This is a genomic window from Streptomyces sp. ActVer, assembly GCF_027270795.1.
GTDB lineage: Bacteria > Actinomycetota > Actinomycetes > Streptomycetales > Streptomycetaceae > Streptomyces > Streptomyces umbrinus_A.
In genome coordinates, this window is sequence record NZ_JAPWHT010001030.1 from 1 (window position 1) to 552 (window position 552).

Genomic DNA, 552 nt, shown 5'->3' on the forward strand with positions numbered 1-552 from the left:
GCTCGCCGAGGAGGGCATCGAGGCCGCGGGCTTCGCCGCGGACGTGACGCGTCCCGACTCGCTGCAGTCGGCGCTCGCCGCGGTCGCCGACCGGTTCGGGGTCGTCGACGTACTGGAGTACTCGCCCGCCGACCCCACGTTCGCCGGCGCCGCCGCCGTCGACGCCACGGCGCAGGACCTCCACAAGCAGCTCGACTACTACCTGTACGGAGCGGTTGCCGCGGTCCGTCAGGTGCTGCCCGCCATGCTCGAACGCGGCAGCGGCACCCTGCTGTTCTCCACGGGCGCCTCCTCCATCCGGCCGAGCGGCGGCCCATTCGGCAGCATCGGCGTCGCAGCGGCGGCCCTGCGCAACTACGCCATGGCCCTGGGCATCGACCTCGCCGAGCACGGAGTGCACGCCGCGCACGTGGCCATCGGCGTGTACATCGGCAGCGGTCCCGGCACCGAGCCCGAGACCATCGCCGAGCACTACTGGGACGCGTACACCAAACGCGACCAGGCCGAGATCGTCCACACCGCCCCCGGCGGCACCCGGTGAACACCTCCGGC

1 protein-coding gene is annotated in these 552 nt (G+C 73.0%); it reads left to right on the forward strand.

Annotated elements, in window-relative coordinates:
* On the forward strand, positions 1–541 hold a 541-nt coding region (locus tag O3Q52_RS53965), incomplete at its 5' end, for an SDR family oxidoreductase (protein ID WP_269655656.1).
* Positions 542–552: the final 11 nt, after the last annotated feature.